This is a genomic window from Enterococcus sp. DIV0970a, assembly GCF_051711265.1.
In the GTDB taxonomy this organism is placed as follows: Bacteria; Bacillota; Bacilli; order Lactobacillales; family Enterococcaceae; genus Enterococcus_D; species Enterococcus_D casseliflavus.
Map to the genome: position 1 here is coordinate 1 of NZ_JBIOMF010000002.1, position 25,278 is coordinate 25,278.

Below are 25,278 nucleotides of genomic sequence, written 5' to 3' on the forward strand. Positions count from 1 at the left end.
TGTGTGATCTTTGGACCAATGACTGTAATTCAGAGACATTTCTTTCTTGTTTCGACAAAAAAAACAGTATTTTTAGTCTGGTTCGATCATTGAGTACTTTTACGATTTTCTGGACTCCCTCAACTGATCTTTCTAAATCCTTATTTTTCATTTAGAATCTCCGTCCTATAATTTTCACATTTCTTTTTGAGGAATTAATAATCTCAATCCGTTAAAAATAACCAACACAGTACTTCCTTCGTGAGCTAAAACTCCTATTCCTATAGTCATTTTACCTAAAAAGTTTAATGATATTAATAGCAACACAATAAACATTGAAAAGATAATATTCTGCCAGACAATTTTATTTAATCGTCTAGATACTTTATGAGCATAAACTAAATTCGATATGTCATTCTTCATTAGAACCACATCCGCTACATCGATAGCAACATCCGTTCCATCGCCCATAGCAATTCCTACATCCGCATTAACTAAAGCTGGCGCATCATTGACTCCGTCACCTACCATTGCAGTTAGTCCATATGAATCCTGTTGCTGTTTAACAATTTTCGCCTTATCTTCCGGTAAAACATTAGCAATTACTTGACCAATCTTTAGCTCATTGCCAATCGATTCACCCGTAAGTTTAGCATCCCCTGTAATTAAAGTAGTGTGAACACCTTGATCATTGAAGTATTCTATTGCATCTTTTGCATTCAAGTTAGGGACATCCATTAATGCAATTAAACCTATAACTTCCTTATTGATTGCTATTAAAACAACAGTCTTTCCGTCTTTTGAATACTCATTAACTTTTTCTTTTATGTTTTTATCATAACTATTAAATTCCGAAGGTTTAGAAATTCTATACTCATTATCATTGAAAGTTGATACTAATCCTCTGCCAACCTCATTTTCTACTGATAGTGTTTTTGTCTCCGTATGTGGAAAATTACTAACTATAGCAGTCGCTAAAGGATGATTTGATTCTTTTTCCATTGATACAATAACGTCGATTACCTCCTCTTCGTCGACCCCATCAATGAAATATTGATTTGTAACAACGGGTTTTCCTTTCGTCAAAGTCCCTGTTTTGTCAAAAGAAATAGCTTTGAGTTCCCCTAAATTAGATAAAAATGATCCCCCTTTAAACAGTACACCTCCCTTAGCTAAATTAGAAATCGCTGATAAAGTAGCGGGTACCGCACTAGCTGCTAATGCGCACGGTGAAGAGGAAATTAAAAATACAATACTTCGATATAAAGTTACATTCCAGCTCCATCCAAAAACTGTTGGACCCAAGACCAATATAAATGGGAAAATCATCAATACTAAGGTCACATACTTGGGCTCTAACCTCTTTATGGTTGTTGCTGTTTTACTCAAATTTTTCTGCGATTGATCAACTAGTTTTAATATTTTTGCAAATACAGTATCGCTACTATCTTTTGAAACTTCCATAACAAACGAACCGGTACCATTAATTGTACTTCCGAATACATCGTCACCTACTGTTTTTTCTTTTGGAATACTTTCACCGTTTATAGACGACTCATCGATTGATGTTGTTCCAGAGATTATTTTTCCATCTGTAGGCACTTGTCCTCCATTTAAAACTTGCACTTTATCTCCGACCACTAATTGATCAACTGACACGACTTCAACAGAGTTGTCAATTGATAGTCTTCTGGCTTCCGTGGGATTTAGCTTTAGCAGATTCGTAATTTCTCTCTTACTCTTCCCCTCTGCGTAATCTTCTAAGAAATGTGCCCCTGCAAAAATCAAAATTAATAGACCAGCTTCCTCGAAACTGCCAATAATCATTGCAGCAGCTGCTGCTAATACCATTAAAAAATGAATATTAGGCATAAATTTTTTTGTTTTCAAACTATCTTTTATTGTATCTCCAAAGCCCTCTATGATTACATGGTACCCTGCAGAAACCACCGTAATACTAAATAACATGTTAGAAAGTATAAGTAGATCTTCTCCTAAAAATAGAGCAATTAAAAATGCGATTAACCCAATGAAGTAAAAATACACTGGGATATTCCCATGACTGTGATCGTGTTCTTCATTATGTTTATGCTCAGTACCCCCATGGTTACTAGTCTCGTTTTTAAGAGAATGATTTTTATTGTTGATTTCTTCTTTGTCCATTTATGTTACCTCCTAAATATTGTTTATGATTAATCATAGTTTTTGAATTCTTTGTTTTCATTTAAAATCTCATCCACATTTCGCCGATAAAAATCATGCTCTTTCAACCACTCCTTAAAGCTACCCTCAGATAACTGATAGATTCCTTTTATTTCTTGGTTATTGAAACCTAAGCTAAGTAATTTTAAATATTTTTCTAAAGTTAAGTCTCCAATTTTTTTGTTTTTGGAGCTATATCCTAGAAACTGTCCCAACAACTGAATTTCTTTTTTTAGTTCTGTATGATCACTATCTAACCAGTTAGGATTTTCATTTAAAAGCTTAATCAATTTTCTCCGTATTTCTTTTTTTCTTTCTTTTGACATCTTACTCATCCTTTAGTTAATGTAATAATATTATAAATGACCAACCAAACATATGTCAAATCATTCATATGTTTTTTAAAAAAATACGGTTTTTCTTCTGTGTAATTAGCTTCGATCGATTACTTTTGAACATATAGCACCAATTTTTACCTAAATTTACGTCGATATCTAAACCACATTCTATAAATGAGATTAAACTATTTTGAAAAATATTGAAATAATTATCTAATTTATATTCTTTATACTTTTCTTTAACGTATTAAAAGTTAATTCTATTACTTCGAATAGTTTAAAAAAAGGTGTATAAATCAAATGAAAAATCTAGCGTAATAAAGCATACTGCCTTAAACACTAGATTTTTCTAAAACAAAAAAATTTGCAATTCTATAAGCCTATATAAGTCGCTGGGTCCACAAAACCGGACCACAATCCTGTAGACATGCCCAAGTGAAGGTGAACTCCAGTAGAATTACCCGTCGTTCCCATCCCTCCTAAGTATTCTCTTGAAGAGACTGACTGGCCTACTGATACCGCCGGTGGTGTACTCATATGCATATAATAACTATACATACCGTTAGAGTGTTTTATAATCACATGATTTCCAGTAGACGGTCCATAACCTGCCGCAACAACTTCTCCGGAATTAATTGAATAAATCGGAGTTCCAGTAGATCCGGTAAAATCTAAACCGTCATGCTGATTTCCAGAATATCCTGTAGGATCTGAGCGAAACCCAAATCGGCTTGAAATATTAATAGAATCTAGAGGCCTAGTCCAACCATTATTTGACGAACTAGACTCCTCGGTTGATGGAACATCTTTTTCTTTGGAAGACAAATCTACGTTGCTTTTTTCTTCATCCGATACAACATTTTCTTCAGATTTACTTGTCTCGCTTGGATTCTCTTTTATTGGTTTTTCATCAACCAATTCCGCATTCTCTGCTGAATTATTATTACTTGTCTCTTGTTTCTTAGATACTTCCAAATCAGCCATTCTTTTAGCTTCTTCTTCAATTTTTCGTTGCTTTTCCAAAGCCTCTAAAGCTAATTTCTTTTTCTTTTCTGCCTCATCTCTTTCCTCAATGAGTTTCTGTTTCTTTTCTTCTTCAGTATTTAGGGATAAGGATAATTCAGCTATTTCTAATTCTTGTCCCAATTTGATATCTACTAAGTTTCTCTGTTTCTTATCTAATTCAGAAGATTGATCTTCGATGTCAGCTAGTTTTTTTTCTAATTCTTTTTCAAGTACAACACTTTTTTCTATATCCATCTGCTGTTGTTCCACTATACCATTACTCGCGTTCATAATCGTAATAGAGGCAACTGCTTTATTTATTGCATCACTAATAGATTCTGAACTGAGTAATGTCTCCATTAAACTATTTGATGAATCAGAAGTTTGAATATCTCTAGCTTGATTTCTTAGTAAATCTTTTCTTTTGTTAATCTTTATAGTGAGCTCCGTTATTTCTTTAGAAATTTCATTTGCTTTTTTTTCTGTAACTGATTTATTTTCGAGTATTTCTTTAATCTCGGCATCAATTTTCTTAATTGAATTATCGGTATCTAACTTTTGCTCCTCTATGGTCTTTGTTTCTTTCTTTATAACATCAATTTTCTGTTCCTGTTTACCGATCTCATTGTCTAGATCCTCCGCATATGCAGAAACCACTGACATAGAAAACAACATTAAAATACTGGAAATAAAAATATTTTTTTTCACAAACAGTTCTCCTATACTTTTAATAAATATTATTTATATAAAGCATAGCAAATAGAATAAATAATATTCGAAATAATAGAATTTAAAACAAATAGAAACAAATAGAAATATTTTGTCATATTTTTGAAATACAATTAACCGATTTTGATAGTAATCCGATGGATACTCAACAATATCTGATTACACCTTGTAGCATTAAAAAAGATATACACTCCCTGTTAAGCTTTTTCTTATCCTATCTCAATTTTACGTAAGTGTGAGGACTAAAGGATTTTAGCCAATTAATTCCCTTTGTAATTCTCATCTTAATAATAAGCTTTTCTTAAATTGAAATATTAGAGACTTGTAAATCTAAAAATTTTCTACATTTACAGTTCATGAGTAAGCAGTGGCTTCCTACAAGTTATTCCCATTGGAACCAATAACATCTTTATACCAATAAAAGGATTTTTTCTTGTATCTTTCAAAGTTTCCTTTCTGGTTGTCATTTCTATTGACATAAATCAACCCATATCTCTTTTTCATCTCCCCTGTGCTTGAACTGACAATATCTATAGGACTCCAAACCATATAGCCCCAGACTTCCACACCCTCATATATCGCTTGCTTCATTTCTATTAAATGAGATTTTAAGTAGTTAATTCTGTAATCATCATTAATTGAACCATCTTCTGTAACTTTATCTACTGCCCCCAATCCATTTTCTACAATCATTAAAGGAATATTATAGCGATCATACAATTTATGCATTGTGTATCTTAAGCCCACTGAGTCTATTTGCCAACCCCAATCAGAAGTATCTAAGAATGGATTTTTAATCCCACCTAAAAGATTACCCGCCGATACTTCATGCCCATCCTCGGAGGAGATGCAATTGCTCATGTAATATGAAAAAGAATAGAAATCAACTACCCCTTCTTCCAAGACCTTCTCATCATAATCAGATAATTCTATTTTTATATTATTTATCTTAAAATAGTTTTTTGCATAATATGGATACTTTCCTTTTACTTGAACATCTGCACAAAAATCGTTAAACATTCTATCCATCTCCTGAGTCAATATGTTATCCTCAGGTCGACTTGTTAATGGATACAAGGTAACATGAGCAATCATGCATCCGATTTTAAAGGATGGGTTGATTTTACGTCCTAACCTAACAACTTTGGAACTTTGGCACTTGCCATAAAAACATTGTGCAATGCCTCAAAACGTGCCTCTTTCGACTTTCTAAGATCCAAATCATTGATTCCTAGAACTTCTAAAGCTCCATCTTCTAACAAAGAAAAGTTAATTTCATTAAAAGTAATCCAATATCTCACTTTACTCTTAAATCTCTCAAAAACTGTTCGTGCATATCTCTCAAAAAATGTAATTGTTTCCTTACTATAAAAACCATTAAAATTTCTAACTAAATGCATAGGAAAATCAAAGTGACACAGTGTAACGATTGGTTCAATCCCATACTTCGCACATTCATCAAACACACTGTCATAAAATTGAAGTCCTTTCTCATTCGCGTGCTTTTCATCACCGTTAGGGAAAATCCTACTCCAAGATATAGACAACCTAAAAGCTTTTAGGTTCTGTTGCCGACCTTTGAATTTGCCTTTTTTCTTAGCAATTTCGATTCCTTGTGCCTGACGTTCCTTAATTTTTTTTCGTTCTGATTCTGCTTGATACTTGTACAATTCAATGACAAGGCTATTAATCAAACGCCTTAAATTTTCATCTTCAATACCATTCATTGAGGGTAAATTTAAGACTTCCAGGGTTGCGCCCTTAATTTGAATTTGATTCATCAATTCTGTTAATTCTTTATTATTCCGTGCTAATCGATCTAATTCAGTAACAACAACAATATCCCCTTCACGGATATAATCAAGCATAGCTTGTAATTGTGGTCGTTCAGTGGACTGTCCGCTTATTTTGTCTGAAAAGACTTTAGAAACGCCCTGTAACGCTTGTAATTGCCGATCTAAGTTCTGTTCTTTGCTACTTACTCGTGCATACCCTACTTTAGTCATGTTAAAAAACACCTCCCTTGTTAAGAAAAAAATAAATTGGATATGGATTCTATTTAATCACTTTGACTAGCAAATACTAACAACAAGACACACACACCAAAAATCAAAAATTCACTACTTTTAGTTAAAAACCACGTAACCACAAGAACTAATCCAATCCATGTAATCGGGTTCTTCAAATATTTCTCCAAGATTTTTCTCCTCTAATATGCTCAACTTAAATGACCTATTCAATAAATCGGCTCTATAATTTATGGGACTGATGAATCAGAATTGATTCTTCAGCCCCATTTTCATTTTAGGTATAAAAAAACATATCGTTCTCTAGTATGGGTTCTGTTGCAAAGTTTTCTGATAAACTGATTTTAAGGTAAAATGAATGGAAAAGATAGCTTGGAGGAATCAAGATGGATCATTTTAAAGGCAAGCAATTTCAGAAAGATGTGATTATTGTCGCCGTAGGCTACTACCTTCGGTATAATCTTAGCTATCGTGACGTCCAAGAAATCCTATATGACCGTGGCATTAACGTTTCTCACACCACCATCTACCGCTGGGTACAGGAATATGGAAAACTACTTTACACTATTTGGAAAAAGAAAAATAAACAATCCTTCTATTCGTGGAAGATGGATGAGACCTATATTAAAATCAAAGGGAAATGGCACTATCTTTATCGAGCCATCGATGCAGATGGTTTAACCTTGGATATTTGGTTACGTAAAAAACGGGACACACAAGCAGCCTATGCTTTTCTTAAGCGGTTAGTGAAGCAGTTTGATGAACCGAAGGTTGTAGTCACAGATAAAGCCCCCTCTATTACAAGTGCCTTTAAGAAACTAAAAGAATACGGCTTTTATCAAGGGACAGAACATCGTACCATTAAATACCTGAATAATTTGATTGAACAAGACCATCGTCCAGTAAAGAGACGCAATAAATTCTATCGAAGTTTACGCACTGCCTCTACCACGATTAAAGGCATGGAAGCCATCCGAGGATTATATAAGAAAACCCGAAAAGAAGGCACTCTCTTCGGGTTTTCGGTCTGTACTGAAATCAAGGTATTATTGGGAATCCCAGCTTAAATCATAGATACCGTAAGGGATTTTATTCTTTATTTAAAACTTTACAACAGAACCTTGATGACAATCAAGTTTGAATAAACGATTTTTAGCATGTATTTAAAATAGATAAAGCTGATAATTTCTGTTCAGAAATTATCAGCTTTTTTGACGATTTAGGCTTTCGCCAAGGGTAAGCTTCATTCCCTACAGATACAAATTTAAAAAGCTGTAGATATTCGCTCACCCTTTCAGCTAATATCATGATGCAGTCTAATAAGCACCACTTAATTCCGCTTTTGTTTTTTCGGACCCTAACAACCGCAAGCCGTTTAAGATGACGAGGATTGTGGAGCCCTCATGGAATAGTACTGCTAAAGGAAGTCCCAGAACGCCGAACATATTTAAAGTAATCAAGCTGACAATAACAGCGATGGAGAAAATGACATTTTGAATAATGATTTTATTTAATTTCTTGCTTAGCTGATAGCTATAAAACAATTTAGACAAATCATTCTTCACTACAACGACATCAGAGGATTCCATTGCGACTGACGAGCCACTTCCCATCGCAATTCCGATATCTGCATTCGCTAGCGCGGGCGCATCATTGATCCCATCGCCAATCATCCCAACAACTTCTTCTTTTCCTTGGCTTTTTAAGACAAAATCTATTTTATCTTCCGGTAACATGGAAGAAATATAGTCATCTACCTTTACTTCCTTTGCAACCTGTGCCGCAACCTTTTCGTTATCTCCCGTTAAAAGATAAACCTTGATGCCCTCTTTTTGGAAATCCGCAACCGTACTCGCTGACTGCGGACGAATTCGATCCCGGAGTGAGAAGTAACCGACGACTTCATTTCCCTTCGCTACAAATATGGTCGTATCGCCTTTTTCCAGTAGCTTTTCAAACTGATCAAATTTATCATATTGCTTAAATGCATCCGGTTTTCCAACTAGGATTGCCCCTTTTTTAATTCCCGAACCAGCAATTTCTTCAATCGATTCCGCTTGATTCACTTGTGCTAAGTTAATCTCTTTAAAGGCAGAAACAATTGCTCTTCCGATTGGGTGACTGGATTGTTGCTCCATATAAATGACTTCTTTTAACAGCTCTTGGTCCAAATGATAATCGACCACTTGGAAGTCGCCATACGTCAATGTTCCGGTCTTATCTGTATACAAAATATTCATTGTACTTAACGCTTCCATTGCGGCTCCACCTTTAAATAAGATACCGTTTTTGGCTCCATTACTTATCGCGCTTAACGTAGCCGGTGTAGCTGATGCCATCAATGCACATGGACTAGCCACTGTTAAAAGTACCATTCCACGATAAAATGCTTCTTCTAATGGTAGGCTTAGGAAATAATATAGAAAGAAGATGAAAATAGGTATGATAATTAAAACGCCAATCACGTACTTACTTTCAATACGGTCTATAAACTTTGCGATTCGAGAAGGTTTGTTTTGTGCTTCTTCAACCATCCGGATAATATTGGAAAACATGGTTTGATTCAGTGTCTTGTTTACTTCTATATGAAAAACATTTCCTTCATTAATCGTTCCGGCAAAAACTTCCTCCTTTAACTCTTTTTCTACTGGGACAGACTCACCCGTTAAAGCCGCTTCATTCACGATTGCATTTCGGTCGATCAAGCCATCAATAGGGATTTGACCACCTTTCGATACCACGACAATGTCCCCAATAACTAACTCTTTCGTAGGGGTAACCACTACATCCCCATTTTCTTTTAGCACTTGGGCTGTGTCGGGTACTTGCGCCATTAATTCTGAAATCGCGCTGGTGGATTTGTTCGTTGCATAATCTTCCAAAACTTCTGCAGCAGCAAAAATCAATAGCAACGCCGCTCCTTCAGACTCAAAATCAATGATTACTGCACCAACTGCTGCCAAAACCATTAATAGGTCGACATTTGGTGAGCGATCTTTAATCGTTTCAACAACAGCATGTTTTGCCGCATAGAAGCCTAAAAAGAAAATTGAAATATAAAATAGTATGGAACTGTATGCATCATTTAGTGGGATAAAGATAAACCCTAAGATTGTAAATAAAACACCGACAACTAAAAATTGTCCTTGCCTACTTTTTGTTAGATACTCAACCATTTCTAAAACCTCTTTCTTATTTTTTGTTTTTTTGCTTACCAATTATTACAAATCCATTTCATCTCATCTTTTCACTCCCCTTTATTTAGAAATATATATATAAAAAAGGGCACACCTATAGAACAGAATTAACTGTCCCACAGGTATGCCCTTATTATTTACATACTCTGCTGCCGCAAAAATTGCAGCCCGGCTGCATGGACCTTTTATATGTCCACCGCCTGTTCAGATCACAATGAATATAACCAACAAACAAAATCTGTTATATTCCAAAGCTTTCATTATTTAGTTTTAATATGCTTCATTGATTCTCATGTGACTATTATAACAAATTTTTTTTGAATTTCAAATCGCTTTTCCATTATTTGAACAGGGTAGAATAGCAATCGCAGCCATAAGCTTTGTGGCGGATCGAAGTCTAGGAAATGTATGCTTCCTTAGTTAGTTCATAAAGTTTTATTTCCACTTTTTTAAATAATTTTTGATATTCTTCTCCCATTTTTTGGTAAATTTCTAATAATTGCATCAATTCTTTTTTTTTAATAAATCACCCATGTGTTCACTCCTGTTCTCCCTCTGTTGTTTTGAATATTCATAATACTTTAAAGTTAATATTCTTATTTTACCCTATTCCGTTATACGATTGTTTGAAAGTATTCATATAATTATTTACTCTTTATACTATTTTCCTACCTGATATTTTCTGGATTTATTTTCATATTAGAAAACAAACAAATACGGGTCAACAAAATATGTTAATCTATCAATAATTAAAAATGAACATATAAAAAAGGTTCTTAATAAGGCTAAAAAAGACTTAGTAAGAACCTTTCCCAATTTTAAAAAATTATGGTTCTGTTGCAAAGTTTTCTGATAAACTGATTTTAAGGTAAAATGAATGGAAAAGATAGCTTGGAGGAATCAAGATGGATCATTTTAAAGGCAAGCAATTTCAGAAAGATGTGATTATTGTCGCCGTAGGCTACTACCTTCGGTATAATCTTAGCTATCGTGACGTCCAAGAAATCCTATATGACCGTGGCATTAACGTTTCTCACACCACCATCTACCGCTGGGTACAGGAATATGGAAAACTACTTTACACTATTTGGAAAAAGAAAAATAAACAATCCTTCTATTCGTGGAAGATGGATGAGACCTATATTAAAATCAAAGGGAAATGGCACTATCTTTATCGAGCAATCGATGCAGATGGTTTAACCTTGGATATTTGGTTACGTAAAAAACGGGACACACAAGCAGCCTATGCTTTTCTTAAGCGGTTAGTGAAGCAGTTTGATGAACCGAAGGTTGTAGTCACAGATAAAGCCCCCTCTATTACAAGTGCCTTTAAGAAACTAAAAGAATACGGCTTTTATCAAGGGACAGAACATCGTACCATTAAATACCTGAATAATTTGATTGAACAAGACCATCGTCCAGTAAAGAGACGCAATAAATTCTATCGAAGTTTACGCACTGCCTCTACCACGATTAAAGGCATGGAAGCCATCCGAGGATTATATAAGAAAACCCGAAAAGAAGGCACTCTCTTCGGGTTTTCGGTCTGTACTGAAATCAAGGTATTATTGGGAATCCCAGCTTAAATCATAGATACCGTAAGGGATTTTATTCTTTATTTAAAACTTTGCAACAGAACCAATTCACGTCTTTTGTTAACGCCAATAATCACTATGAGGCTATTAGGGATATGATTTAAGTTAAATAAGCTATTGGAATTTGGAATTGATTATCATTGTCATATAAGCCTGTTTGGTAATTGATTTAATATGTGTCATGTTATAGTATTGATAGGATGAAGAGAAAAAATTTTCACCCTACAATAAAAAAGGAGGGTTTTGAAATGAGTTTAGATTATTCAGATCGAGGGAAACAACCTGTTGTAGAAAATATTGAGGCGATGACTGTCGAAAATGAAAATTTTCGAACAACTATTTGGACTGGTGAAAAGTTACAAGTGACGGTTATGTCAATTGAACCTGGTGATGATATTGGCTTAGAGATTCATGAAGGAATTGACCAATTTTTGCGTATAGAATCAGGTAGTGGAGTTTGCAAGATGGGACCAAAAGAAGATGATCTTTCATTTGAAAAGCCAGTAAAAGATGATGATGCAATTTTTGTTCCTGCTGATACTTGGCATAATGTGGAAAATACGGGAGACGTTCCTTTGAAACTGTATACTATTTATGCGGGGCCAGATCATGTAAAAGGAACCGTTCACCCTACTCATGAAGATGCTAGAAACGATCCGAATGAAGATTAGAAATTAATAAATGACTAGATAATAAGCAACCCCTACTATTTGCCGGTAATTTTTCGGTAAGTAGTAGGGGATATTTTTTTCTAAAAACCGAATTTGCAAAGTGTGTAAAATTTGCTAACTATTATTCGAAAATGTCCACCATTCATAAACAAAAATTTGTTTCATAAGCGGTTGACAAATGAATGGTCGTTCATATATGGTTGTCTTAACATATGATTCTTGGTTCATATGAATGAATTTAATGGTTGAGGAGATGAAGTTAGGATGGATAATTCTAAAATGAATAATTTCGAACAACATAGTCATACACATAGCTATGTTGGTGAGCATACACACGAACATACGCATGATCATAGCGGTTCTGTTGCAAAGTTTTCTGATAAACTGATTTTAAGGTAAAATGAATGGAAAAGATAGCTTGGAGGAATCAAGATAGATCATTTTAAAGGCAAGCAATTTCAGCAGGATGTGATTATTGTAGCCGTGGGCTACTATCTTCGTTATAACCTTAGCTATCGTGAAGTTCAAGAAATCTTATATGATCGTGGCATTAACGTTTCTCATACGACGATTTATCGTTGGGTGCAAGAATATGGCAAACTACTCTATCAAATTTGGAAAAAGAAAAATAAAAAATCCTTTTATTCATGGAAAATGGATGAAACGTACATCAAAATTAAAGGAAAATGGCATTATTTGTATCGAGCCATCGATGCAGATGGTTTAACCTTGGATATTTGGTTACGTAAAAAACGGGACACACAAGCAGCCTATGCTTTTCTTAAGCGGTTAGTGAAGCAGTTTGATGAACCGAAGGTTGTAGTCACAGATAAAGCCCCCTCTATTACAAGTGCCTTTAAGAAACTAAAAGAATACGGCTTTTATCAAGGGACAGAACATCGTACCATTAAATACCTGAATAATTTGATTGAACAAGACCATCGTCCAGTAAAGAGACGCAATAAATTCTATCGAAGTTTACGCACTGCCTCTACCACGATTAAAGGCATGGAAGCCATCCGAGGATTATATAAGAAAACCCGAAAAGAAGGCACTCTCTTCGGGTTTTCGGTCTGTACTGAAATCAAGATATTATTGGGAATCCCAGCTTAAATCATAGATACCGTAAGGGATTTTATTCTTTATTTAAAACTTTGCAACAGAACCGTTCGTCGAAAGTTCTCATTGGTTGAGGATAGGCATGTTCAAAACAATCAGTCCGATATCCTTTTAATCCAGTTGCTGCACTATATAAAAAATTTCATCATAGTTTCGCCCTAGTCGTTCCAAAGATTCGATGACAAAAATATCCTTCTTCCTTAAAAAATGAAGTTCTTTTTGCAATTATTCTCGTGAGGTCTTCTTTTAACTACATAAAATTGTAACCACTGGTTTTAAGAGTAGTGTATCATCCCAAATCATATAATTAATTGACTGCGATTGTTATAAAACTCACGGTAAGCCATATAACTAGCAATAAACGAAGAAATCGCAGTAACTGAAATCAACATAAACATCACAACAATTTGGTAACGAATCGCTTGAACAGGATCAATTCCCGCAAAAACCAACCCTGACATCATACCTGGTAGGCTGACAAGTCCAACCGTTTTTGTTTGGTCAATTGAAGGAGCCATGCCCGTTTTGACGCTTTCTCTTACAATACTCATGGACGCTTGTTTTTTATTGGCTCCCAATGCCAATTTTTCCAATACCTGTTGGCGTTGGTCCGTAAATTTTGAATTCAAAGACCGATAGGTCACTCCAATCGCAGTCATGGCGTTGCTGGCAATCATGCCTGTAATTGGAACGATTTGGGAAGGGGACCAGTCAATGACTCCTGAAAAAACAAGAATGAGTAAGGACAAGGCTGTTCCTACTCCAATAGCCGTCGTTGAAATTTTAAAAGAGCGGTTGATCCCCTCACTGCGTGTATGGGCGTTATAAGAAGCGTTGAACACAATGAACAAAACCATCGCTAAAGTGAGAAAGTTGTTATCCACTCGTAATACGTAGCTCAATACATATCCAATAAGGAATAATTGAACGACAGCGCGAATTCCCGCAATAAAAATGTCGTTTCCTAATCCCAATTTCTCTTTGTAATCAATCAACAAGGCAACTATCAAGAGGACAGAGGATAAAAGCAAAGAAAGATTACTGATTTCCAAATTGTTTGTCATTTCGATTCCTCCATTTTTCCACCTTTGATAGTAATCAGACGAGAAGCTTGGTCGATTTCTTCCTGGTTGTGAGTGACGGCCAACACCGTAGTTTGTTGGTCTTTCATCATGTCTCGGACTAAATCAAGGACAATCGCTCTGTTTTCTTGGTCCAATGAACTGGTAACTTCATCCAGGAGCAACACTTTCGGTTGATACATCAAATTTCGGACCAATGCAACCCGTTGTTTTTCCCCTCCTGATAGTTCCTTGACCTCTTTCGATAAGTAAGTTTCAGGTATTTGAACTCGTTCTAACAATTTTTTTGCACGCTCCCGATCAAATCCTTCTTCTCTTATGCGGGCAGGAAAAGACAAGTTCTCTTGAACTGTCTCATCGAATAGAGAAGCGTTTTGAAAGAAATAAGAGACTTCTTTTCTATACTCCACAGAATCGATTTTTTGCAGATCCGTACCTCGATAATAAATTTTTCCGGAAGTTGGGGAAAGCAGCGTACCAATTAATTTCAAAAGGGTACTTTTTCCACTTCCAGAAGGACCAGAAAAAACAATCACTTCCCCTTTGTTTACTGTAAAAGAGATATCTTGAAGGATTTGGTTTCCGTTTGCCTGAAAACCAACCTTCTCTAATTGAAACAATGAATCACTCATACCACTTCTCTCCTTTATAAAAAAGCCCTGCACCAGTGGACCATCCATACGGGTGCAGGGCTTTTGTTTCATCCTAGTGTACCTCAGTGTTCGTTTGGATCGTTTTTGGCGTCTTCATGAGTAGGGTGAACCGTTCCTTCAAGGTGATCTGGACCAGCATAAATGGTATACAGTCTGAGCGGCTTATCACCGGTGTTTTCGATGTTGTGCCACATGTCCGCCGGAACAAATACGGCGTCATCATCCATCACTTTTTGTTGAACATGTAAGTTATCTTTAGAAGGCCCCATTTTACACACGCCTTCTCCTTCTTCAATACGGATAAATTGGTCAATGCCTTCGTGCACTTCCAAACCGATGTCATCGCCCGGTTGAATGGACATTACGGTGACTTGCAGTTTACTGCCTGTCCAAATGGTCGTCCGGTAATTATCATTTCCTGTGGTGGCGTCTTCAATATTAATGATATACGGCTTCTTCCCATGATCCTTGTAGTCTATTTCCATCTTCCATTCCTCCTAGTCTTTGTACTGAAACAATGATACCTACTTCTTATTTATAATAATTCTAATTAATGGTACCACATCTAAAATTCTATGCAAAAAAATTGGCTTTTTGGAGAGCGATTCTAAACAAAGACCATATAACCCGCAATTACAATTGGTACCCCTTAATCCTCAGCACATAAAGGAAAAAATATGGAATCAAAAAATAACCGATATGTACTCTGGTTATGACTTGAATCAGGGAGAATTTCAGAGACGACACATCATACTTTTTTAGTTTGCACTTGTAAACTAACTAGCGTACATTAATTGTAGCCTATCCAGATCTTTATAAATGTAATTAAAGCAGCGATTCCTGTTAGGACTGCAGGGACGAACATTACGTATGTTGATTCAATTACGTACGCATCTACAAGGTATCCTTGCATTACAGAAAATGCAAGAACTGAAATGATATTCAATATAGTAATAATATAAAGTAAGTAATTTTTATATTTTTCTCGATTATTATCCTTTTTATAGACTATAAGTAACAAAAACACTTGTAGCAAAAATGGGACAACAGTAAGAAAAAAACCGATATTTTCTAACATCAAATCAACCTCTATTCTAAAAAATTATTTATGCTACCAATTTGATCGGTATAAGAGAAGCGCTCTTTAGTTTTCATATTTACTATAGTTGGAACTTCGGTTATCTCTAACTCATTAATATACCATAAAGTAGAAGGATTAGTTTCTTTTGTGTCCGTATCTATAATCAAGAATTTTTTATCTTCATATTGAGAAGATAAAAATAGTTTAGGGGCAAATGCATTGCAATACGGACAAGATTCTCTTGTAAATAGTACATAGTCAAAGTTATTAATATCTGATTTAGTAGTCACTGAAGTTTTTGCAGAGATTTCTTTTTCATAATAACTATATGAAAATACTGATCCAGAGGTCAACTGATTTTTAAACAAAAATAATACAAGCAAAATCGAGGTCAAAGCAAAAATACTTGAAATAACTTTAATTACTATTCTCATTAAGGATTACATGCCTTTGCAACAGTACCAGCAAACGTCTTCCATTTCCTTTTTTTTCAAATACGTCCTCAATTCTATCAATTTTTTTGCAAGGATTAAACTACCTTTTATCAACTTGATTCATTAGTTATAAAGGATTTATTATTTAACGAGCTGTATTAATAATACGTTTTATTTTAATTACATACATCGTTTTTATTCTAAAAAGTAAAATTTATTTTGCTTCAAACAATATGTTCAAGACACTTGGTATTTATCCAATTTAGCATCATCTATTTTTATGTTATTTTATAAAATGTTTTAATCTCATGATATTGTAACCCCTTTCTCAAATTTAAATTTAGTGTTATACTATAAAAAAAGGGGATTAAACTATGTCGAAAATATGTTTTACGCTAACTTCAAATTCTGGTATAGGAACAACTACAATATTCGCTACTCACGCTAGACTTAATATAGATGATTTATTAGCTTATTTTTCTGAATATTATAATGTAACAGCAGATTACCCAGAAGATAAAGATACTGTCGATATACTTGTTATCCCAGATTCCTTTGTAGCATTCATTAATAAACGCAATCTACCTGTTATTAAGGTACCTACAATTTTATTTTTAGAGAGGGACTTTGAGAAAATCAAGTTTTATATTGATAACTATTTTTTGGAAACTTCAAAAAACAAAATTCAGGTAGACAAAATATAATTCATTATTTAACAGTAGCTCTATTCAATGTCTCAGAATTTTTCATTGTTCACTCAGTTTCTTCATGCGTATGAAAGGTATTTCAAGTACCTGATGGATTTAGAATACCGAGGAGATAGTTTGTTAAATTACGAAACAATGGTGGTACTTAGGCCTTTTTTTAAGAAAGAAAAGCGATCTTTTTTGCCCTCTACGTTCCAGCCGTTTCCACCACTTAGGAGGACAAAAAAAATAGACGTGCAAGGCACATCTGTAGAGCAAAAGGTTGATATTTCACTGAAATCTTGCTATACTAACTATGTAAAGAGGAGTTGCGCTAACAACTCCCCTACAGCACCGTTTAAGACGGTGGCAGTACTATTATTTAAACGAAAATAACCGTGACCTGCTAAAGTAGACGGTTATTTTTTTTTGTCATTTTTCACTGCTGTTAGGATGCCAAAGATGATCGTTGCGATTAAAGAACCGAAACTAATCATTAGCCCTAATGCTTCAGCTACAGACAAAAAGCTTCTCCTTTCTAAAGAGTGAACACTTACTTTCATAAGCATCACCACCTTCCAAAAGATAGCCACCGTCACAAACTTTACTGTACTCATATTATACCATAACCCACGCTGAAAACCTATATTTATCAAGGTTTTTAGCGTTTTTTATCAACATTATTTAAGCCAATAAGCTTGTTCCTTCAGTCGCTCCAGCCACCACCACCGCTCCTTCAGAAACCGTGTTGTGGACACAACCCGAAGTGATCAATAGAAAAAAGTACCAGCATCAGGCAGAGATCTCTTGTTCTTTTAAAGCTAAAATAGACAAAGCATTCGCAAACTGCAGTAAGCTGGATTGAGAATCATCGACGATCACATTTTTCTGATAATGGATCCGATCGCTCACATGATTGATAATCCGTAGACAAAACGCATCAAAAAAATCTTTCGTCTCCGATCGGTGATTTCTGGTTTATATGGATGGCTAGTGGCCGTCAGACCCAAAGAAAATAAATGGTGAAAATAAAGAAACTCTTGTTTGAACTGCTGATTTTCTTGAACAAAGCTAGAGTGTTTGATTTCTGGTATATCTTGGTCTAAGAGCGAATACGTAGAATGGATCGGCGGCATCCTCGTCAATCCCATCCTTTCTCTTGAAACAAGATAACTAGAGAGCATCGATCCGATCTCTCTTTTGGTTTTATCCCAATCAATCACCTTTTTTTCAGGTAATTCAAATTGGTGAACATCAAATAATCGCACGTTTTTCCTCTTTTCATATTAAAGTAGTCACTGTTGTATGAGTATGGTTTACTCATACAGGCTTTGGCTAAGACGAAGGTGTAGCTTATACTATTGTCATTTGTTTTTTAGACACGAAAAAGCCCACGAGAGAATCATCGTGGGCTTTTTATAGATTAACTTATATCAGAGAATCAAACTCTAATATTAGTTAGAAATAAATAATGCACCTGAATAAGTTGCAATGTAAGAATTTCCACTTTTTTTAGATGATTGGAAAGTCAAAGTTCCTCTGTACCAAGCATTATATTTATATTCACTATATTTTGTACTTGATGGAAAATTTGTATTGCTGAAGGTCATTGTAATTGTTTTGTTATACGATCTGATTGGGACAACAGCTGCGGCTATAAAACCAGAATCGTTATTGTTACTTTTTTCTGGTTCGACTGAAATCCCTTCTAAAGAACCTAAATACCCCTTTTCAAATTCTAAATACTGCTCATCGTTCACTTCTACTTTTGCACTATTACCATTTATCTCTGCGTTATCAGTAACCGTAGAAGCATTTGCCTCATGTGAAAATACCATAAAAGATCCTAACGCAAGTAACATAACCATCAATTTTTTCATGCAATTAACTCCTTCTTATAAATATTTTTAAATTTTAAAAATACCATGAAGAATTTTTTAATCAATAAATCTATTTTGAACGATCCAACAATCATTATTTATTCTTCAACACTTAGAAATTGACTAGCTATTACCAAAATAGTAAGCTAAAGCTATGTTGATTATATGAGGTTAAAAAATCCAATAAGTGCACCTTTTATTTTCAACTCTCTCAGTGCCAACGTTACCAAACGTTGGCACTTTTTTGAGTTTTATTTCTGCAATCATTGGCTTTTGTATAATTAAAAAGGTTAATAATCATTTGACACATCAATTGCCGAACTGCTTTGTGCAAATGGATCCGTTTCTTGTTTTGGTAGCGGCGGCGGTGTTGGTTTGTTTTTTTCAGCTGTTTCGTTGGATTCATTCGCACGCTGCTCAGACACATCTTTTGATTCCATTAATTGAAACGTCTCTGCCACGACTTCTGTGACGTACACTCGCTGTCCTTGTGGGTTATCGTAAAATCTTGTCTGAATACGTCCAGTCACGCCGAGAAGCGTCCCTTTCTTTGCGTAAGTGGCAAGGGTTTCGGCTGGTTTACGCCAAATGACACAATTTATGAAGTCAGCTTCTCTTTGACCGCTTTGATTGGTAAAATTTCGATTCACGGCCAAAGTGAACGTGACCACTGCAGCACCGTTCGGTGTAAATTTTAATTCTGGATCTCTCGTTAATCTTCCTACTAATACGACGTTATTGATCATGCTTTATTCCCTACTTTCTTTGCTTTTTTTGGCGCATTGACAAATGAGACAAAAGTGATCTGTCCCGTATCGCTCAACTTGATTTTTGCATTATAGAAGGTGACACCATTGTCGGTAGAAAACATAAAAGTGCAGTCATTACTCTAGTGGAACAATTGTCCAAAGTAATCATTACGTTAAAACCTACTGGTAGACAAGCCAAGGATATTGAAAATAGATTGAATCAGTGGTTTGAAGCTGTCCCTAAACATTTATTTAAATCAATTACATTTGATTGTGGAAAAGAATTTTCTAATTGGAAAAGTATTAGCAACATCGATGTATCCTTAACAAGAACAAGCAAGTGGACGGATTTATAGTCCACTTGCTTGTTCGATAAATTTATTTGATATAAATATAGTGATTCGGTATAATTTTCACAATATTTAAACTTTTCAAAATATTAAATGTTCGGGTGAGAAATTCGAAAGAAAGGAGTAGATATAAAAAATATGAAGCGTTCAAAACAATAAATTCTCTGATTTGTATTCCCAAGTTTCTACATGGGAAAAACTGGGAAAACGTATACTACCAATGAAAATGGTATTGGGTATTCTGTTGTTGAAATTAGTACTGAAAATATATTTGAAGTGCCAGCCAGTCTTCCTATTACAGCTACAGATTATGAAAATGGCGTATTAGTTGATTACGATGGAAATGACAATGATTTTCAAGTGACATGGACAACAAGCGGAAATATGAGCGAAACGGTACACATGGATTCGAGTTTTAACGTTATAGACGAAACAACTGGAAAAACAGTTTCTAGTGAAGATATGAAAGTTGTAAAAAATGTTTTTACTAATGTGAAAGATAAGTGGAATCAAATCAATCAAAATTTGCAATAGTTTGAAGTGTTGTGCATGAAGAAATATTTGTTTTTATTGGGAGTAGTTGTGTCTTTGGGCGTATTGTTTTCTAAAAATGTTGAAGCTTCAGAAACGAAGGTCGCTACTATTTGACAACGAAACGGTAGCTTTAGAAAAAGTTGAAGACTTAGAAACAATTAGCTCGATTTTAGAAGAATATGGTTACTCGACAGAAGAAGTTGGATCTGTATATAAATATACTGTTGAAGATCCTGTACCAGTTTTTAATCGCACACGTGCTTACAGAGTGGATGTTCTATCTGCAGCTTATAGAAAGCATAAAATTGCTACAGGAGCAGCAGTTGGGGACTATTATAATAAGCGCTATAAGGCTTTAAATGTTCGAAATGGTTATGAATGGATAAGTGGGTATGCAGTTTATGTCAAGCAGGTAAGCACGACAGAGGAAGTTCTGGATCATATTCGAGTTTATAGGACATGGTAATATGCCATCTAAAAAAGTGATTCTTGAAAGGAAATAAGAGGTATTTAGAAATGAAAGTATTATTAGGCTCACAAGTAGACATTCTATTTTTAAACGATAAAATAGAAAATATTAGAGGTACAGTAATAAATATTTTTGAAGATTCTATGAGAGTAGAAGTTGAAACAACAAAAAAGCATTTAATCATATTGAAAACAGCAATCGCAACAATAACACTTTTGGATTAACTCAGTTAGTTTAAATATAGTTAACACAAGACGCCCGTCAATCAAACGATTGACGGGCGTTCTTTGTGATTTTCAATTGGTCTAGCTATGTTGAAAGCCTAAAACGTCGGTAAATCAAGCTTCTTCTCTTTGGGTCTTTTGTGAAGAAACCGGGGGGACGAGTTGGAACGGTGTTATGTTCCAAGCAGGACTCGTCGCAAGATAAGCGAAATGTTGCTTTTCTAACAAGCGTAAAATGCAGCGGACTTGATCCGCTGTTTTGTCAGACGCAATGGCCAGACATTCCACAAAGTCAGCAGGCAAGGAGAAAACGGAACGATTCGCTGTCTGCCAACCAGTGACGATCGTTGGATCAAATTCATACCTACGACAAAAATCACCCACTGATAAACCAAGGTGACCTACGATATACGCAGTCACAGGATAGCTGGCAACATAAGCTGAAAACGACATACACAATTCATCCTTTCAACACTATCTTAGAGTTCACGGAAAAAGTGCCACCACTTCTTCTGTCTTTCTTGTTTCGGTCGCATGACTTCATTTTCAGGAGTAAATTTCCCTTTATGTTCTGAGGGGCTCTCATAACCAATCTGAGACGTTTTAAAATTTTTGGTATTATTGTAGGATTCTTTGTTTAAATCTTCTGAAAAATGTTCCTGCGACGTCAGAAGCAGTATTTGTTTGTTCGCTTGCAAAGTTAGTTGTTGTTGCTGATCAAGAAGTTTTTGTTGTTGGGCTAATAACGACTGCAGCTGTTCAATTTGTGCGTCCTTTTGTTGCAACTGTGCAAACAACTTAATTTCTATACTGTCAGAGCTTGCTACGTCAGGAAGTTCGAACGCTTCAAGCAATTCGGTACGTCCTAGCTTGTCAGCAAGGTGCAACACCCCTGACCATAGCACTGTCTTGTATCCTTGGCTATTTTTAGCAAGGTACGTTGGCTCTAGGTTGTCAACATGTTTCCTCATAGCTTGTCTGCTAATACCAAAAAGTTCAGCAAGTTCTTTTACTGTCAACATTTGTTTTGGTTATCTATCCGTTGTCACAAGGGTGTCACCTCGTTTGTTTTTCTTTTAGTATACAGGAATCCAATCTAATAAACGAATTTCAATAAGATCCTTTCTAATCAATTAGAAAATATTTTTCAAAAATGCATATGAAAAAAATATAATAAGCAACTATTTAGAGATTAGAGAGAAAAATGAACGCTAATAGTTTTTATCACTAATCGGTCGAAAGGTCCATGGTTTTCCATCCAAATTATGTTTTAATAATGTTAAAATCATTTATGGAGAATACTTAGTATGAAAATAGTGAAGCGTATTTTATTAGCTGTAGTGACAATATGTGTTTTATTTTTAGGGATTATCTATTTTTGGGGGTATAAATTAAACATATATTTAGTACCACCATCCCCTCAGAAGTATGTACAAGTTGCCCTAAATAACATGGACGAACTTGGGCTGTTCACTGACTCAAAAGAATGGGTAGAAACTAAAAAAAATACGATACAAGAAACATCAAATGCTAAAGATTATGCAGAAACAATCCCTAATTAAAAAAAGGCGATTAGAGTTGCAGGAGGCAAGCATTCGTTTATTGAAGATGAAGAAAATATGTCAAAAAAAAGTATTGAAGAATATATAAAACCCAAGGCAGAAGTCGAAAATGATATTTTAGTATTAACTATTCCTGCATTTACTGGAAGTGATAAAGAAGCTGAAGAGTATACTACTATTTTAGAAACGGCATTGCATAAGAAAATTTATAAGTCCGTAATTGTTGATTTACGTGGAAATACAGGAGGAGATATGGCTCCTATGATATTAGGTCTATCTGCCATATTACCAGATGGTAAATTATTTAGTTATGTAGATAGAAACAACGATTTAGAGCCTGTAACTCTTAAAAGTGGCGAATTAAACAGTAACATCTCAACAATAAAAATAAGTGATAACAAAAAAATAAAAAAAGTGCCGATTGCCATATTAATAGACAGTAATACAGGGAGTTCTGGCGAATTAACCGCTTTGTGCTTTAAGGGGATCCCTAATGTTAAATTTTTTGGGTCTGATTCAACAGGTTACACTTCTGCCAATCAAACTGTCTATTTATACGATGGATCGACATTACAAATAACTTCTGCTTTTGTAAAAGACAGAACAAATAAAATTTATAAAAATGTTCCTATTAATCCAGATGTTCAAACAAATAATAGCAAAAGTTCTGCAATAGAATGGATAAAATCTCAATTAAAGTAAAAAAACTTGCAAAGAAAAATCTTTGCAAGTTTTTTTTACTTTGCTACTTGTGCTTTTTTCTTGCAACATGAGTAAATCCAATACTTAACCACCCGAAAAATAACACTAACCAAATTGTACTATGTCTTGCTAGAAATGCGATTAAACTTAAAATAGCGACAATAAAATATAAAAAATAATCATATTTTGAAAAGAATTTACCCATAACTATTCCACCTTAGAGTTATATTTTCTATAATATATTCTCTTTTCTTAATGTTGGTCTATCAGTTTTTAGTCTTAGTATACGTGCAGCTGCTGTGTCAGGAACTTCGAACGCTTCAAGCAAATCGGGACGACCTAGCTTGTCTGCTGATACCAAAAAATTCAGCAAGTTCTTTTACTGTCAACATTTGTTTTGGTTATCTGTCCGTTGTCACAAGGGTGCCACCTCGTTTGTTTTTCTTTTAGTATACATGAATTCGCTTTGCCAAGAGAAACCGATTGAATGCAGCAATCAAAGTAGAGGAACATGCAGTAAGAAAACTACATGTTTTCTTCTAGTAATTTTAGTGTATAGTCGTCCGCTATGATCTCACCTTGCATGATCAGCAGTAAATGGTCGAAAGGGATTTTTGTGGATTTACTGAGTCGGTTCAGTTCTTCCTCACTCTTGATCCTTTCATAAATTTTTTTGGTTCGCTCGATTCGATCCCATTCTGTATTGGTCAAGTAGCGGGAAAGTTCATAGGTTAGCCGAGAATCCTCTTCACCGTGCACAAGATCAACTCCTCTTTTTATGGATTATTATAAAGGCAATAGAAAATAAAGAAACAACTGATCACTTGAATTGTTCATGTTATACTCGTTAATGGCAACTGCCCCGTGAGGGGGTGTAAATATGCTAGAAACTTTAATATCGCTGATTATCGCTCCACTATTCGTGGGTCTAGTACTCTTACTAGTTGATCGCTGGCTAGACGATTAGCCGATAGTCGAAGCAGTTGCCTTCTGGCCCCAACGCTGGAGTCGCAACAGCGCAAAAAAAGCCCTCCTATTCGCAGTAGGAGGGCTTTTTGGTGTAAACATGCTTGTTCTTTAATATCGCTTCGCACATTTATTATAGCAAGAAATTTTGAAAAAATCAAAATGCAGCAATCAGTACCGATCGTTTTTTCACATTGAAACTATTTGCGATTTTCTGTCTAAAAAAGTTGGTTACATTCTCAACTTTTATCGGTCAAAAATGTAACCAACTTTAAAATTGCTCAATCCCTTGCAGCACTGAGGTTTTTCTGACCTCGTTACATGTAGGAAGTCGTTTCCTAACCCCCCTATTAGTAAATGGGGGTCACGGTCACTTCAGCTTGCTGTGCGAGCTGAAGTGACCCAGAAAGGCTACAAGGATTTTTTGCTAGCGCAAAAATCCTACAGCGTCTGCACAGCAAACGCTGTACGCCATTTCTCTTTTTTATCATAACGAAAGTAAACTATTTTGCAAAGTTTTTTCTCTCTAGCTAAACAAAAGTTTTGTAAAAAACGATCAATGATATCTGCGCTTCAACCCTTTACTTTAAATGAGTCGCTCGTTTTAAAATCATAAATCATTACACAATCTGCTTCTATATTTTCTTTGAGAAGAGGGTTTCTTTTTTTGTTTGTTTCTGCGTTGATTGCACGTAGTGTAATAAGGTCTATCTCTTTTTTTAATGCGCTACTTAATTTACTTTTTAACCGAATCACATCAAATATATTGTGGAGCAAAGACCCTTCAGCGTCGATTAAAATATCTAAATCACTGGTTTCTGTTGCTTCGTTTCGAGCGTATGACCCAAACAAAAAAGCTTTTTTTATTTTCCATTCTAAAAATATTGGTGTACATAATTTTTGAATGTCACTAATTATATAAATCAACTAACCGAACTCCTTGTCTTCAATTTGAATATTAAAATAAAAATGAAAAGCGACAATTATACTCACCGTTTAGGAAAAAATATTGATAAAAAAGTGAAGGAACAGGTAAATCGATTG

29 protein-coding genes, 3 pseudogenes and 1 riboswitch are annotated in these 25,278 nt (G+C 35.0%); of the genes and pseudogenes, 12 read left to right on the forward strand and 20 right to left on the reverse strand.

Annotation, left to right across the window (positions count from 1 at the left end; all coding sequences use genetic code 11):
• The 7 genes and pseudogenes from IGK14_RS16535 to IGK14_RS16565 all read right to left on the reverse strand — a co-directional run.
• On the reverse strand, positions 1–151 hold a 151-nt coding region (locus tag IGK14_RS16535; protein WP_438712710.1), incomplete at its 3' end, for an ArsR family transcriptional regulator.
• A 23-nt stretch (positions 152–174) separates the two neighbouring features.
• A complete protein-coding gene (locus tag IGK14_RS16540) occupies positions 175–2,142 on the reverse strand; it encodes a heavy metal translocating P-type ATPase (protein ID WP_201706031.1) in 1,968 nt (655 codons plus the stop codon).
• A gap of 29 nt (positions 2,143–2,171) precedes the next feature.
• On the reverse strand, positions 2,172–2,507 hold the full coding sequence (locus tag IGK14_RS16545; RefSeq protein WP_074536935.1) for a hypothetical protein: 336 nt from the start codon (positions 2,505–2,507) through the stop codon (positions 2,172–2,174).
• Positions 2,508–2,891: 384 nt separating this feature from the next.
• Entirely contained in the window at positions 2,892–4,232 is a 1,341-nt protein-coding gene (locus tag IGK14_RS16550; RefSeq protein WP_201706032.1) for a murein hydrolase activator EnvC family protein, read from the reverse strand.
• Between the two features lie 396 nt (positions 4,233–4,628).
• The gene (locus tag IGK14_RS16555; protein ID WP_270288494.1) at positions 4,629–5,348 is read right to left on the reverse strand and encodes a glycoside hydrolase family 1 protein; all 720 of its coding nucleotides are present in this window, start codon (positions 5,346–5,348) and stop codon (positions 4,629–4,631) included.
• Between the two features lie 35 nt (positions 5,349–5,383).
• A pseudogene (locus IGK14_RS16560) lies at positions 5,384–5,806 on the reverse strand (family 1 glycosylhydrolase); the annotation flags it as partial.
• Positions 5,807–5,809: 3 nt separating this feature from the next.
• Positions 5,810–6,259 (reverse strand): annotated as a pseudogene (locus tag IGK14_RS16565) (recombinase family protein); the annotation flags it as partial.
• 407 nt (positions 6,260–6,666) lie between these two features.
• Between IGK14_RS16565 and IGK14_RS16570 the strand changes: the two are divergent.
• Entirely contained in the window at positions 6,667–7,347 is a 681-nt protein-coding gene (locus IGK14_RS16570; protein WP_031645850.1) for an IS6 family transposase, read from the forward strand.
• 249 nt (positions 7,348–7,596) lie between these two features.
• Here IGK14_RS16570 and IGK14_RS16575 read toward each other — a convergent pair whose 3' ends face one another.
• Positions 7,597–9,456, reverse strand: a complete 1,860-nt coding sequence (locus IGK14_RS16575) for a heavy metal translocating P-type ATPase (RefSeq protein ID WP_002337545.1) — start codon at positions 9,454–9,456, stop codon at positions 7,597–7,599.
• Between the two features lie 130 nt (positions 9,457–9,586).
• Positions 9,587–9,695: riboswitch (NiCo riboswitch) on the reverse strand.
• 687 nt (positions 9,696–10,382) lie between these two features.
• Here IGK14_RS16575 and IGK14_RS16580 point away from each other — a divergent pair.
• The 3 genes from IGK14_RS16580 (at position 10,383) to IGK14_RS16590 (ending at position 12,856) form a co-directional block, all read left to right on the forward strand.
• Positions 10,383–11,063, forward strand: a complete 681-nt coding sequence (locus tag IGK14_RS16580; RefSeq protein WP_031645850.1) for an IS6 family transposase — start codon at positions 10,383–10,385, stop codon at positions 11,061–11,063.
• A gap of 257 nt (positions 11,064–11,320) precedes the next feature.
• Complete coding sequence (locus IGK14_RS16585) at positions 11,321–11,743, forward strand: cupin domain-containing protein (protein ID WP_002341373.1); 423 nt, start codon at positions 11,321–11,323, stop codon at positions 11,741–11,743.
• A 432-nt stretch (positions 11,744–12,175) separates the two neighbouring features.
• Complete coding sequence (locus tag IGK14_RS16590) at positions 12,176–12,856, forward strand: IS6-like element IS1216 family transposase (RefSeq protein WP_162985213.1); 681 nt, start codon at positions 12,176–12,178, stop codon at positions 12,854–12,856.
• Positions 12,857–13,161: 305 nt separating this feature from the next.
• On the opposite strand, the gene IGK14_RS16595 is transcribed toward IGK14_RS16590, so the two are convergent.
• From IGK14_RS16595 to IGK14_RS16610, 4 genes are all read right to left on the reverse strand, one after another.
• Positions 13,162–13,926, reverse strand: a complete 765-nt coding sequence (locus IGK14_RS16595; protein WP_002337614.1) for an ABC transporter permease — start codon at positions 13,924–13,926, stop codon at positions 13,162–13,164.
• The gene (locus IGK14_RS16600) at positions 13,923–14,576 is read right to left on the reverse strand and encodes an ABC transporter ATP-binding protein (RefSeq protein WP_413118968.1); all 654 of its coding nucleotides are present in this window, start codon (positions 14,574–14,576) and stop codon (positions 13,923–13,925) included. Before IGK14_RS16600 ends, IGK14_RS16595 begins: the two co-directional genes overlap by 4 nt.
• A gap of 83 nt (positions 14,577–14,659) precedes the next feature.
• On the reverse strand, positions 14,660–15,082 hold the full coding sequence (locus IGK14_RS16605; RefSeq protein ID WP_002307506.1) for a cupin domain-containing protein: 423 nt from the start codon (positions 15,080–15,082) through the stop codon (positions 14,660–14,662).
• A gap of 604 nt (positions 15,083–15,686) precedes the next feature.
• A complete protein-coding gene (locus tag IGK14_RS16610; RefSeq protein ID WP_086293238.1) occupies positions 15,687–16,112 on the reverse strand; it encodes a thioredoxin family protein in 426 nt (141 codons plus the stop codon).
• A gap of 374 nt (positions 16,113–16,486) precedes the next feature.
• On the opposite strand from IGK14_RS16610, the gene IGK14_RS16615 reads away from it, so the two are divergent.
• Positions 16,487–16,816, forward strand: coding sequence for a hypothetical protein (locus IGK14_RS16615; protein ID WP_333719112.1), 330 nt, complete (start codon positions 16,487–16,489; stop codon positions 16,814–16,816).
• Positions 16,817–17,217: 401 nt separating this feature from the next.
• Here IGK14_RS16615 and IGK14_RS16620 read toward each other — a convergent pair whose 3' ends face one another.
• The 4 genes from IGK14_RS16620 to ssb form a co-directional block, all read right to left on the reverse strand.
• A complete protein-coding gene (locus IGK14_RS16620; protein WP_221928441.1) occupies positions 17,218–17,361 on the reverse strand; it encodes a putative holin-like toxin in 144 nt (47 codons plus the stop codon).
• A gap of 345 nt (positions 17,362–17,706) precedes the next feature.
• Positions 17,707–18,066 carry a transcriptional regulator gene (locus IGK14_RS16625; RefSeq protein WP_236596215.1) on the reverse strand — a complete coding sequence of 120 codons (360 nt, stop codon included), beginning with the start codon at positions 18,064–18,066 and terminating at the stop codon, positions 17,707–17,709.
• Between the two features lie 186 nt (positions 18,067–18,252).
• On the reverse strand, positions 18,253–18,678 hold the full coding sequence (locus tag IGK14_RS16630) for a hypothetical protein (RefSeq protein WP_201706002.1): 426 nt from the start codon (positions 18,676–18,678) through the stop codon (positions 18,253–18,255).
• A 290-nt stretch (positions 18,679–18,968) separates the two neighbouring features.
• Positions 18,969–19,424, reverse strand: coding sequence for a single-stranded DNA-binding protein (gene ssb, locus IGK14_RS16635; protein WP_333719111.1), 456 nt, complete (start codon positions 19,422–19,424; stop codon positions 18,969–18,971).
• Positions 19,425–19,504: 80 nt separating this feature from the next.
• Here ssb and IGK14_RS16640 point away from each other — a divergent pair.
• The 4 genes and pseudogenes from IGK14_RS16640 to IGK14_RS16655 form a co-directional block, all read left to right on the forward strand.
• A pseudogene (locus tag IGK14_RS16640) lies at positions 19,505–19,738 on the forward strand (IS30 family transposase); the annotation flags it as partial.
• 228 nt (positions 19,739–19,966) lie between these two features.
• Positions 19,967–20,311: a hypothetical protein gene (locus tag IGK14_RS16645; RefSeq protein WP_333719110.1), complete on the forward strand. Its 345-nt coding sequence runs from the start codon at positions 19,967–19,969 to the stop codon at positions 20,309–20,311.
• A 76-nt stretch (positions 20,312–20,387) separates the two neighbouring features.
• Positions 20,388–20,777, forward strand: coding sequence for a hypothetical protein (locus IGK14_RS16650; protein WP_333719109.1), 390 nt, complete (start codon positions 20,388–20,390; stop codon positions 20,775–20,777).
• A 50-nt stretch (positions 20,778–20,827) separates the two neighbouring features.
• Positions 20,828–21,004, forward strand: a complete 177-nt coding sequence (locus IGK14_RS16655) for a hypothetical protein (RefSeq protein ID WP_010748115.1) — start codon at positions 20,828–20,830, stop codon at positions 21,002–21,004.
• Positions 21,005–21,118: 114 nt separating this feature from the next.
• Here the strand turns inward: IGK14_RS16655 and IGK14_RS16660 are convergent, their stop codons facing one another.
• A complete protein-coding gene (locus IGK14_RS16660) occupies positions 21,119–21,457 on the reverse strand; it encodes a hypothetical protein (RefSeq protein ID WP_333719108.1) in 339 nt (112 codons plus the stop codon).
• A 26-nt stretch (positions 21,458–21,483) separates the two neighbouring features.
• On the reverse strand, positions 21,484–22,026 hold the full coding sequence (locus IGK14_RS16665) for a hypothetical protein (protein ID WP_333719107.1): 543 nt from the start codon (positions 22,024–22,026) through the stop codon (positions 21,484–21,486).
• A gap of 285 nt (positions 22,027–22,311) precedes the next feature.
• Between IGK14_RS16665 and IGK14_RS16670 the strand changes: the two genes are divergently transcribed.
• Positions 22,312–22,566: a hypothetical protein gene (locus IGK14_RS16670; RefSeq protein WP_333719106.1), complete on the forward strand. Its 255-nt coding sequence runs from the start codon at positions 22,312–22,314 to the stop codon at positions 22,564–22,566.
• A gap of 57 nt (positions 22,567–22,623) precedes the next feature.
• On the forward strand, positions 22,624–23,268 hold the full coding sequence (locus IGK14_RS16675; protein WP_333719105.1) for a S41 family peptidase: 645 nt from the start codon (positions 22,624–22,626) through the stop codon (positions 23,266–23,268).
• Between the two features lie 525 nt (positions 23,269–23,793).
• On the opposite strand, the gene IGK14_RS16680 is transcribed toward IGK14_RS16675, so the two are convergent.
• The gene (locus IGK14_RS16680; protein ID WP_005237737.1) at positions 23,794–24,027 is read right to left on the reverse strand and encodes a hypothetical protein; all 234 of its coding nucleotides are present in this window, start codon (positions 24,025–24,027) and stop codon (positions 23,794–23,796) included.
• Positions 24,028–24,148: 121 nt separating this feature from the next.
• Here IGK14_RS16680 and IGK14_RS16685 point away from each other — a divergent pair, with 121 nt between their 5' ends.
• Positions 24,149–24,235: a type I toxin-antitoxin system Fst family toxin gene (locus IGK14_RS16685; protein ID WP_115224856.1), complete on the forward strand. Its 87-nt coding sequence runs from the start codon at positions 24,149–24,151 to the stop codon at positions 24,233–24,235.
• Between the two features lie 572 nt (positions 24,236–24,807).
• On the opposite strand, the gene IGK14_RS16690 is transcribed toward IGK14_RS16685, so the two are convergent.
• A complete protein-coding gene (locus IGK14_RS16690) occupies positions 24,808–25,161 on the reverse strand; it encodes a nucleotidyltransferase family protein (protein WP_333719104.1) in 354 nt (117 codons plus the stop codon).
• Between the last annotated feature and the right edge of the window lie 117 nt (positions 25,162–25,278).